The sequence below is a fragment of the Catellatospora vulcania genome (assembly GCF_009720385.1).
GTDB classification, from domain to species: domain Bacteria; phylum Actinomycetota; class Actinomycetes; order Mycobacteriales; family Micromonosporaceae; genus Catellatospora; species Catellatospora vulcania.
Window position 1 is genome coordinate 143,738 of record NZ_ML769308.1, and the last position, 10,508, is coordinate 154,245.

The following is a 10,508-nucleotide window of genomic DNA, read 5'->3' on the forward strand; positions in this document are numbered from 1 at the left end:
CGACGGCGCCGACGACGGCGGGGAGCGCCGATGACCGAGATCCCGGAGGACGAGGTCACCGCGCCCTGGTGGGAGGCCACCCGGTCGCGGCGGCTCACGGTGCAGCGCTGTGGCCGGTGCGGCCTGGCCCAACTGCCGCCGCGCGTGCTCTGCACCGGGTGCGGCAGCACCGCGTCGCGGCTGGAACCGGTGGACGGGCAGGGCGTGGTGGACTCCTACACCGTGATCCACCGCGCCCCCGATCCGGCGGCCGAGGCGCCCTACACCGTGGCCCGGGTGCGCCTGGCCGAAGGCCCGATCCTGCTCACCGCACTGGTGGGGGTCGCGCACCCGCGCTGCGACCTGCCCGTGACCCTGGCCTGGCGGCCGCTGCCCGACGGGCGGGCGCTGCCCGTCTTCACCACCGAGGAGTGACCCGTGGACTTCGAGCTCAACGACGAGCAGCGGCTGCTGCGCGAGACCATCCGGGCCTTCGCCGACCGCGAGATCCGGCCGGTCGCCCGGGAATGGGAGGCGTCCGGACGGTACCCGACGGAGATCGTCGCGACCATGCGCGAGCTGGGCCTGTTCGGCCTGACCGTGCCCGAGCAGTACGGCGGCCTCGGCGCGGACCTGGTCTCCTTCTCGATCGTCTTCGAGGAGATCGCCAGGGCGTGGATGGGCATCGCCGGCATCCTGGGCAGCCATTCGCTGTCCTGCTGGCTGCTCGCCAGGCACGGCACCGAGGAGCAGAAGAACCGCTACCTGCCGGAGCTGGCCACGGGCGTGCGCCGCACCGGCATCGCGCTGACCGAACCGGACGCGGGCACCGACCTGCAGGGCATCCGCACCACGGCCCGCCGCGACGGCGACCACTACGTGATCAACGGCCGCAAGACGTGGATCACCAACGCCCGGCACGCCGACCCGCTGCCGGTGCTGTGCAAGACCGACCCGTCCGCCGACCCCGCACACCGGGGCATGTCGGTGCTGCTCGTGGAGGCCGGCACACCCGGCTTCGAGGTGCTGCGCGACCTGCCGAAACTCGGCTACAAGGGCACCGAGTCCTGCGAGGTCGTCTTCGACGAGGTACGGGTGCCCGCGACACAGCTGCTCGGCGGCGTCGAGGGGCGCGGCATGCAGCAGGTGCTGTCCGGGCTGGAGATCGGGCGGATCAACGTCGCCGCGCGGGCGCTGGGCATCGCGCAGGAGGCCTACGACACGGCCCTGGCGTACGCGAACCAGCGCGAGGCGTTCGGGCAGAAGATCGGCGAGTTCCAGGCGATCCAGCTCAAACTCGCCGACATGGCGATGAAGGTGCAGTCGTCGCGGCTGCTGGTGCACTGGGCCGCCTCGCGCGCCGACGCCGGGCACCGCGTCGACCTGGAGGCGGGCATGGCCAAGGCCCACGCCGCCGAGGCCGCCGTCGACTGCGCCCTGCTGTCCATGCAGGTCCACGGCGGGTACGGGTACTCACCCGAGTTCGGCGTCGAACGGCTCTACCGCGACGCGCCGCTGATGATGATCGGCGAGGGCACCAACGACATCCAGCGCATCGTCATCGCCCGCGCGCTGCTGTCCGGCAAGGGCGCGATCGGATGAGGTCCTACCTGTACGTGCCCGGCGACAACCCGGCGAAGCTGGCCAAGGCGCTGACCGTCGGCGCGGACGCCCTCATCGTCGACCTGGAGGACGCCGTACCCCCTGGTGGCAAGGACGCCGCGCGGGCCGCGGCGGCCGACTTCCTGGCGGGGATGATCGCTGTTTCCGGTCCGGAAGTGCGGTCAGACCCCGCTTCCGGACCCGAAACAGCGATCTCTGCGCAGGGGGCCGGGCCGAGGGTGTGGGTGCGGGTGAATCCGGGGGAGTTGGGGCACGTCGACGCGGCTGCGGTGGTCGGGCCGGGGCTGGCCGGGTTGTGCGTGGCGAAGACGGAGTCGGTCCAGCAGCTGTCCGCACTGGATGGTGTGCTGGCCGGGCTGGAGCGGGCGGCGGGGTTGGCCGTGGGCGCGACGAAGGTGGTGCCGTTGCTGGAGTCGGCGTCGGCGGTGCTGGCGGCGGCGGCGATCGCGCGCGGACCACGGGTCGCGCGGTTGCAGCTCGGCGAGGCGGATCTGGCCGCCGATCTGGGGGTCACCCTGGGGCCGGACGAGCGCGAGCTGCTCTGGGCCCGCTCACAGGCCGTGCTGGCCAGCGCCGCGGCGGGCATCGCCCCGCCCGTCGCGCCGGTGTCGGTCAACTTCCGCGACCTCGACGCGCTGCGGACCTCGACGCTGGCCCTCAAACGCCTCGGCTTCCGGGGCCGGTCCTGCATCCACCCGGCACAGCTGCCGGTCGTGCACGAGGTCTTCTCCCCGACCGGCGCGGAGCTGGCCGCCGCCCGAGACCTGGTGGCCCGGCACGAGCAGGCCCTGCGCGACGGCTCCGGCGTCTGCCTGGACGCACACGGCCGCCTGGTCGACGAGGCCGTAGTCCGCTCGGCCCGCCGCCTGCTCGCCCAGGACTGACCCACCGCCCCGCGTCGGGAACGGCCCGGCCGCCCCGGCCGCGCGGGTCCGCACCGCGCCGCCGCGCCAAGATCGCTCGACTTGCCTGGCACCTGTGCGAATCAATGCTCAAGATACGCACAGGCGCCAGGCAAGTCCGATGATCGAGGCGCGGTAACGCGGCGCGGCGCGGGCGGGTGGTCAAGGGGCGACGGCGGTGGTGGCGTCGTCGTGCAGGCCCTTGAAGGTGTCGGTCTGGATGGAGGCGTCGGGGACGCCGACGTTGTGCAGGTGTTCGACCGCGCCGGAGATGAACGCGTCCGACCCGGCGACCAGGTATTGCGCGGGCGGCTCGACGTCGCCGACGGCGGCCAGGGTGTCGGCGAGCTCGGCCCGGCCGACGCGGTGGTACGCGATCGGCATGGCCGCGAACTCGTCGCCGAACAGGTAGTCGCCGCGCGCCGCGTGGACCAGCGCGACCGGGGTCTGCGGCTGGTGCACCCGCAGGTGGCGCAGGATCGAGCGGAACGGCGTGACGCCGATGCCGCCGCCGACGAGCACCAGCGGCCGGGCCGGGTCGTCGGGCAGTTTCAGGTGCCCGCCGATGCCGAACACCTGCATCGCCGCACCCGGTGCCAGCGACTGGAAGTGCTGCTGGAACGGCGACCCGGAGCCGTGGTCCAGGGTGAACCAGACCTCGTCGTCGCCGGGCGCGGAGGCGAACGAGATCTCCCGCACCGGCTTGACGAACCGGCGCAGCAACTGCGGGAAGAACAGGTGCCCGTACTCCCCGGGCGCGAAGCGCAGCTCGCCCTGCGGGCGGAACCGGTACGTGACAACGCTGCCGTACTCGGGGGTGCTGCCGATCAGGTGCAGTCGGGCCATGGTGGCGTCTCTCCTCGCTCGCTGCCGCACATCCTCGCCTGATCACGCGACCGCGTCCAGCCCGCCGCGTACGCATAGGAGTATCGAAAATCGTCGACTCCGGAACGGGCCCGCCGATGGCTTCTGGGCTGCATTCGCTCCGGAGAGTAGCCACGCCCATGGCTCTGCGGCTTGCCCGCAGCCGGGCCAACGGCACCCGCACGATCCTGTGGGCGTGCGGCTTCGGCCCCCAGTCCAACCAGGTCTGGTTCCGGCGCTGAGTCGGGAGCGTTAGGAAGGGCACCTTCTACATCGCCATGCGATAAGAAGGTGCCCTTCCTTCGCCGTTTGGGGGGTTTGGGCAGCCCAGCAGGCTGACAATCGATCAAGACCGTCGGCGGAGGGCACACAGGTGGACTACATCCAGCAGTCGCTGATCGACCCGATCAGCGCGTTCCTCTGGAACTACGTGCTGGTCTACCTGCTCATCGGCGCGGGCCTCTACTTCACCCTGCGGACCCGGGCCGTGCAGTTCCGGCTCTTCCCCAAGATGATCTCCGAGATGCGGGGGTCGCGCTCCGGCGAGGACACCGGCGTCTCGTCGTTCCAGGCGTTCTGCGTCGGGCTGGCCTCCCGGGTCGGCACCGGCAACATCGCCGGGGTCGCCATCGCGCTCACCCTCGGCGGTCCCGGCGCGATCTTCTGGATGTGGATCGTCGGCCTGGTCGGCATGGCGACCGCGTTCATCGAGGCGACCCTCGCGCAGGTGTTCAAGGTGCGCGGCCCCGACGGCGCGTTCCGCGGCGGCCCCGCCACCTACATCCAGCGCGGGCTCGGCTCGCGGCCCTGGGGCTGCGTCTTCGCGGTGCTGCTGATCCTCACCTTCGGCATCGCGTTCAACATGGTGCAGGCCAACACGATCGCCGACGTGGTCAGCACGCTGCGCTCCAGCGAGCGCAAGCTGGGCGTGGCGGTCGCGCTGGTGCTGGTGACCGCGCCCGTGCTGTTCGGCGGCATCCGGCGCATCGCGCGCGTCGCCGAGTACGTGGTGCCGGTGATGGCGGCGGTCTACCTGCTGCTGGCCGCGGTGATCGTGCTGCTCAACCTCGGCGAGGTGCCGGGCATGCTCGCCACCATCGTGAAGTCGGCGTTCGGCCTGGACCCGGCCCTGGCCGGGGTCGCGGGCGGGGTCAGCGCGGCGCTGCTCAACGGCGCCAAGCGGGGCCTGTTCTCCAATGAGGCCGGCATGGGCAGCGCCCCCAACGCGGCGGCCACCGCGACCACGAGCCATCCCGCCCGGCAGGGCCTGATCCAGTCGCTGGGCGTCTTCGTCGACACCATCCTGATCTGCACCGCGACGGCGTTCATCGTCATGCTCGGCGGCGAGAGCGTGTACCAGCCCGGCAAGGCCTCCGCGGACACCGGCGCGTCGCTGACCCAGGCGGCCGTCGCGGCCCAGCTCGGCGGCTGGAGCAACTGGCTGATGGCCGTGCTGGTCACCGTGTTCGCGTTCTCGTCGATCCTGGGCAACTCGTCATACGCCCTGGTCAACCTCGACTTCCTGCGGGCGCGACCGGCGGTGCAGACGGCGTTCCGGATCGTGGTGCTGGTGGCGGTCGCGATCGGGTCAGTCGTCGCCCTGGAGCCGGTATGGGCGCTCGCGGACGTCGCGATGGCACTGATGGCGCTGGTGAACCTGACCGCGATCCTGCTGCTCAGCAAGTGGGCGTTCGGCATGCTCGACGACTTCGAGGCGGCCGCCCGCCTCGGCCGGGAGCCCGCCTTCACCGCGACCGGCAACCCGCACCTGCCGAAGCCGCTGGACACGGACGTCTGGCCCTAGCCCGCCGTACGCGGAACGTGCGGTCAGGGCCGCCGCCACCACCGCCGGCCGGGTGGGGTCAGCGGTGCAGCGTCAGCGCCAGCAGTTCGGCGGCGGGACGCTGGGCGCGGGCGGCCGCCGACACCGCTGCGGCCTGCGCGGTGGACAGGTCGGCGGCGTTCAGCCGGAACTTGAGATCGAGATCGTCGGCGGTCAGCGGGTGGGCCTCGCTGCCGCGCGACGCGTCAACCCGGTGCTCCAGCAGCTCACCACTCGTGGTGCGCACGCGCAGCACGGCGGCGAACGCGTTCGGGAAGATCTCGGTTGCGCGCTCGTCGGCCACACAGGTGACCCGCGCCGCCAGCGCTGACACGTCGTCGTCGAGATCGCGGAAGTCGGCCGTGCCGATCCCCAGCCCGCTGCCGCCGAGCAGCGCCGCGGCGACCGTGTACGGCCCGGAGAACTTCCCGTGGTACGCCGTCTGCGGCCGTGCCTTCTCGGCGGCCGGTTCGGCGATGGTGCGCAGCACCGGGGCGGCCACGCCCAGCTCGGCCGAGGCCACGTCGGCGGCCCGCAGACCGGCGGCCCGCAGCGCGAGCGCGCAGTCGATGCCGGGGTGCGTGAAGTGGTTGGTCGGATAGGGCTTGTACACGGTCCGCGACAGCTCCCACCGCTCGCCGAGCCCGCCGAGCAGGGCGTCGGCGTCGAAGACCCCCGAGGTGTACGCGGCGAAGAAGCCGAAACGCCCCTCCAGGACCGTCGGCGGGCCGGTCAGCCCGTCGGCGGCGAACACGGCGGCGCTGACCCCGGCGTGCGCCGCCCAGCCGCAGTGCGTCTTCTTGACCGTGCCGCCGGTGCGGTTGGCCTCCAGCAGCCCCGCGCCCATCGACGCGGCGATGCCCATGGCGTGCGCGATCCCGGCCGCGTCCAGTCCGTAGAGCAGCCCCGCTGCGGCGGCCCCGCCGATCGTGCCGCAGATCGAGGTGGCGTGCAGGCCCCGTTCGAAGAAGACGGAGTTGCGCAGCTCCCGGTCGTACGCGGCCATGCCGAGCCGGTTGCAGATCTCGATCCCGGCGGCGACGGCACGGACCAGGGACCGCCCGTCCGCGCCGGTGGCCTCGGCGGCGGCCAGCGCGGCGGGCACGATGCCCGCGCTCGGGTGCAGCACCGAAGGCAGGTGCGTGTCGTCGAAGTCGAGCGCGTGCGCCATGACCCCGTTGACCAGCGCCGCGGCGGGCGCGGGCAGCCGGTCGCCCGCGCCGATGACGGTCGCCTCGGCCGTGCCTCCCCAGCGGCGCACCGACGCGAGCACGGCGTGCACCGCGGGATCGTCCTGCGCGGCCAGCGCGAGCCCCAGGATGTCGAGGATGCGGTCGGGCACCCCGTTCGGAATCGCGTGGTCCCGGCAGCTCACCGCGAATGCGGCGAGCTGGGCGACGGCCTTGTCCGCGGAGACCGGAGCCGTGGCAGCGGATGCGGCGGTCCGGGGATCACCGGTGGCGGCGGGCCCGATGGCCGTGCCGCCGACCGGGCCGGCCTGTCCAGGAGTCATGCGAGCACCGCCAAGGGCCGGACCGGTGCGCCGGTCGCGCCGACCAGGGGCAGCGGGTTCAGCACCAGCAGGATCTCCCGTGCTCCGGTGGCCAGCAGCGGATCAAGATTCATGGTCTCGATGATGTGCACGCCGTTCTCGACCAGCAGCACCCGGTGTGCGGGCAGCACGGCGTGGCCGCGACCGGCGGGGATGTGTTCGAAGGCGATGGTCTCCGCGCCGACGGCGGCCGGGGAGTGCGCGGCGAGCCAGCGCGCGGCCGCCTCGTCCGGCCCGGGGGTGCCGTCGCGTACGCCGATGAACGCGTCGTGCTCGGACCAGCGGCGCGACCAGCCGGTGCCGATGAGGATCACCTCGCCGGGGGCCAGGGTCAGGCCCGCCGCGGCGCGGTCGAGGTCCTCGGGCGTGATCGCGTATCCGGCGGGCAGCACGTCCACGCCGTGCACCCGGGCCACGTCGAGGACCACGGCGCGGCCCAGGTACGGCGGGAACGTGTCGATGCCGAGGTCGCTGAAGCCCAGGTGGGACTGCAGCGGTCCGGCGGGGCGGCCGCCGTGCAGCAGCCCGTCCTGCGACACATGCGACAGCGCGTCGACGTGCGTGCCGACGTGGCCGCCGGTGACGATCAGCTCGTTGGCGGCCGAGCCGCCGTCGGGGCGGGTCATGTCGCCGTGCCGGCGTTCCAGCGCCATCCGGAACGGCGGATGGTTCGGCGACTGCGGCATGCCGCGCCGCATCGGCTGCGCGAGGTCGATGACCTGCCGCCCGCGCACCGCCTCCCACGGTGGAACCGTGCCGCTGCTCGACCTCGCGGCGCCGTTCTGTGCGGCAACAACGCCCGGGGTCGCGATGCCGTTCTGCACGACCGCGCCGTTGGGCGTGGCGAGGCCGCCCTGCGGGACCGCGCCGTTCGGCCGAGCGGGGTCGGCAGGGGCGGCTGCGGTCGGCCTCGACCGGCCGCTCGGGGCGGGCAGCAGCGCGTGCTGGTCCTGATCGAAGCCCTGCATCAGATCACTCCGGTGTCGCGCAGTGCGGTCAGCTCGTCCTCGGTCAGGCCGAGCCGCTCGCGGTAGACGGTGTCGTTGTCGGCGCCGCGAAGCCGCCCGGTCCAGCCGATCCGGCCGGGCGTCTGCGACATCCGGTAGAGCACGTTGGGCATACGCAGCGGTCCGAGCGCGGGGTCCTCGACGGTGGTGATCGAGTCGAGGGCGGCGAACTGCGGGTCGGCGAAGACGTCGGCGATGTCGTAGATCGGCGCGACCGCGGCCTGTGCCTCGTCGAACGCCTTGGTCACCTCGTCGAGGTCGCGCACCGCGATCCAGCCGCCGACATGGGCGTCCAGCTCGTCGGCGTGGGCGGCGCGGCCCGCGCCGGTGGCGAACCAGGGCTGGGCGATGACCTCGGGGTGCCCGACCAGGTGCATGACCCGTTCGGCGATGGCCTGGGCGCTGGTGGACACGGCGACCCAGCGGCCGTCGCGGGTGCGGTACGTGTTGCGCGGCGCGTTGTTGACCGACCGGTTGCCGGTGCGCTGCTGCACCAGCCCGAGCTGGTCGTACGCCATGGCCTGCATGCCCAGCACGGTCAGCATCGGCTCGACGATGGCCAGGTCGATCACCTGTCCGGTCCCGCCGCGCGCGTCGCGGTGGTAGAGCGCGGTCATCACCGCCTGCGCGCAGGTCAGCGCGGAGATGCCGTCGGCCAGCCCGAACGGCGGCAGGGTCGGCGGCCCGTCGGGCTCACCCGTGATCGCCGCGAAGCCGCTCATGGCCTCGGCGAGCGTGCCGAACCCGGGCCGGTGGGCGTACGGGCCGTGCTGGCCGAACGCGGTGACCCGGGCGATGACCAGGCGCGGGTTGAGCTCGTGCAGCACCTCGGGGGACAGGCCCCAGCGCTCCAGGGTGCCGGGCCGGAAGTTCTCGATGAGCACGTCGGCTTCGGACAGCAGGCGCTTGGCCAGCGCCGCTCCCTCGGCGCGGCCGAGGTCGAGGGTGACCGTCTGCTTGTTGCGGCCCAGCATGGTCCACCACAGCGGCACGCCGTCGCGGGCCGGCCCGTGTCCGCGGGACGGGTCGCCCTTCGCCGGATGCTCGATCTTGATCACGTCCGCGCCGTAGTCGCCGAGGATGGTCGCGGCGAGGGGTCCGGCGAAGAGCGTCGCGGCGTCGACGACGGTGACGCCGGACAGGGCGGCGGGCGGCATGGGGGAACCGTACACGCCCTACCCTCAAAAAGGAAACCTCGTTACAGTGTGCGAAACGCACTCCTGGGAGGATCGCCGTGGCACGATACGATCTGCTGGTCAAGGACGGAACGCTGGTGCTGCCGTATGTCGGCACGGTACGCGCCGATCTCGCCGTACGCGACGGGAAGATCGCGGCGATCGGTGACGACCTCGACCCGGCCTCGGCCGACGAGGTGCTCTCCGCGCAGGGCCGACTCGTGTTCCCCGGCGCCGTCGACGCCCACTACCACCTGGGCATCTACCGCGACCTGGCGCTCGACGCGGCCGAGGAGACCCGATCCTCGCTGGTCGGCGGCGTGACCACGGTGCTGTCCTACTTCCGCACCGGCCAGCACTACCTCAACCGCACCGGCCCGTACGGCGAGATCTTCCCGCAGGTGCTCGACGCCGTCGCGGGGCACGCGTGGACGGACTACGGCTTCCACCTCGCGCCGATGGACACCGCCCAGGTCGGCGAGGTGCCCGCGCTGATCGACGAGCACGGCGTCAGCTCGTTCAAGTACTACATGTTCTACAAGGGCTTCAACCTGTCCGCCGACTCCCGCGACGCCAAGTCGTTCACCATGAGCGACGAGTACGACCTCGGCCACCTGTACCAGATCATGGAGGCGGTCGCGGCCAACCAGCGCGAGGGCCGCCGGGTGTCCCTGTCGCTGCACTGCGAGCAGGCCGAGCTGATGCGGCTGTTCATCGACCGGGTCCGGGCCGCCGGCGACCCGCAGACCCTGAAGGCGTACTCCGACGCCCGCCCGCCGCTGACCGAGCGGGTCGCCATCGGCGAGGCGACGACGCTGGCCGACGCGACCGGCTGCCCGGTCAACCTGCTGCACCTGTCGTCGGCCGAGGCGATCGCCGCGGCGGCCGCGGCCAAGGCGACCGGGCGGCTCGACCTGCGCTGCGAGGTCACCCTGCACCACCTGTGCCTGGACCACGAGAGCCTGGACCGCCGCGGCGGCCTGGGCGCGAAGGTCAACCCGCCGATCCGCTCCGTGTCGGACACCGAGGCGCTGTGGGCGGCCGTGGCCGACGGCACCGTGGACTGGGTGGCCTCCGACCACGCCTGCTGCCTGGAGGAGAACAAGGGCGACGCGCTGTGGCCCGCGCTGCCGGGCTTCGGCGGTACGGCCCTGCTCTACCCGATCCTGCTCAGCGAGGGCATGCACAAGCGCGGCCTGTCCCCACAGCGCGTCGCCGAACTGGCCTCGGGCAACCCCGCCCGCGCCTACGGCCTGGCCGGACGCAAGGGCAACCTCATGGTCGGCATGGACGCCGACCTGACCATCGTGGACCCCGAGCTGGAGCAGGAGGTCACCACCGACCTGCTGCTGTCCGGCCAGGACCACTGCCCCTTCGAAGGCCACAAGGTCAAGGGCTGGCCCGTCGCCACCGTCGTCGGCGGCCGCCTCGCCTACCGCGACGGCACGATCCTCGGCACCCCCTCCGGCCGCTTCGTCGCCCGCTGACCCACCCCGCGCGGCACCGCGCCCCTCGCAAGTCTTAAAGAGTCGGGGGGGGGGGCGGGGCCAGGCGGGCCCGCCCGGGCGAGGGGGGAGGGGGGGG

9 protein-coding genes are annotated in these 10,508 nt (G+C 72.9%); 5 read left to right on the forward strand and 4 right to left on the reverse strand.

Annotated features, from left to right (window positions below; genetic code table 11):
• Nucleotides 1-30 precede the first annotated feature (30 nt).
• The 3 genes from F6W97_RS16560 to F6W97_RS16570 are packed head-to-tail and all read left to right on the forward strand — an operon-like array spanning nucleotide 31 to nucleotide 2,486.
• Nucleotides 31-414, forward strand: a complete 384-nt coding sequence (locus tag F6W97_RS16560) for a Zn-ribbon domain-containing OB-fold protein (RefSeq protein ID WP_155371236.1) — start codon at nucleotides 31-33, stop codon at nucleotides 412-414.
• A 3-nt stretch (nucleotides 415-417) separates the two neighbouring features.
• Entirely contained in the window at nucleotides 418-1,581 is a 1,164-nt protein-coding gene (locus tag F6W97_RS16565; protein WP_155371237.1) for an acyl-CoA dehydrogenase family protein, read from the forward strand.
• Nucleotides 1,578-2,486, forward strand: coding sequence for an HpcH/HpaI aldolase/citrate lyase family protein (locus F6W97_RS16570; RefSeq protein WP_155371238.1), 909 nt, complete (start codon nucleotides 1,578-1,580; stop codon nucleotides 2,484-2,486). The genes F6W97_RS16565 and F6W97_RS16570 overlap by 4 nt, the downstream gene beginning before the upstream one ends.
• A 180-nt stretch (nucleotides 2,487-2,666) precedes the next feature.
• On the opposite strand, the gene F6W97_RS16575 is transcribed toward F6W97_RS16570, so the two are convergent.
• On the reverse strand, nucleotides 2,667-3,350 hold the full coding sequence (locus F6W97_RS16575; protein WP_155371239.1) for an FAD-dependent oxidoreductase: 684 nt from the start codon (nucleotides 3,348-3,350) through the stop codon (nucleotides 2,667-2,669).
• 391 nt (nucleotides 3,351-3,741) lie between these two features.
• Here F6W97_RS16575 and F6W97_RS16580 point away from each other — a divergent pair, with 391 nt between their 5' ends.
• Nucleotides 3,742-5,172, forward strand: a complete 1,431-nt coding sequence (locus tag F6W97_RS16580; RefSeq protein ID WP_155371240.1) for an alanine/glycine:cation symporter family protein — start codon at nucleotides 3,742-3,744, stop codon at nucleotides 5,170-5,172.
• Between the two features lie 58 nt (nucleotides 5,173-5,230).
• On the opposite strand, the gene F6W97_RS16585 is transcribed toward F6W97_RS16580, so the two are convergent.
• The 3 genes from F6W97_RS16585 to F6W97_RS16595 are packed head-to-tail and all read right to left on the reverse strand — an operon-like array spanning nucleotide 5,231 to nucleotide 8,906.
• Nucleotides 5,231-6,703, reverse strand: a complete 1,473-nt coding sequence (locus F6W97_RS16585; protein ID WP_155371241.1) for an MmgE/PrpD family protein — start codon at nucleotides 6,701-6,703, stop codon at nucleotides 5,231-5,233.
• Nucleotides 6,700-7,710 (reverse strand): cyclase family protein, encoded by a 1,011-nt coding sequence (locus F6W97_RS16590; protein WP_155371242.1) that lies wholly within the window; start codon nucleotides 7,708-7,710, stop codon nucleotides 6,700-6,702. Before F6W97_RS16590 ends, F6W97_RS16585 begins: the two co-directional genes overlap by 4 nt.
• On the reverse strand, nucleotides 7,710-8,906 hold the full coding sequence (locus F6W97_RS16595) for a CaiB/BaiF CoA transferase family protein (RefSeq protein WP_155371243.1): 1,197 nt from the start codon (nucleotides 8,904-8,906) through the stop codon (nucleotides 7,710-7,712). The genes F6W97_RS16590 and F6W97_RS16595 overlap by 1 nt, the downstream gene beginning before the upstream one ends.
• 77 nt (nucleotides 8,907-8,983) lie before the next feature.
• On the opposite strand from F6W97_RS16595, the gene F6W97_RS16600 reads away from it, so the two are divergent.
• Nucleotides 8,984-10,411 (forward strand): dihydroorotase, encoded by a 1,428-nt coding sequence (locus F6W97_RS16600; RefSeq protein WP_155371244.1) that lies wholly within the window; start codon nucleotides 8,984-8,986, stop codon nucleotides 10,409-10,411.
• The last annotated feature ends 97 nt before the right edge of the window (nucleotides 10,412-10,508 follow it).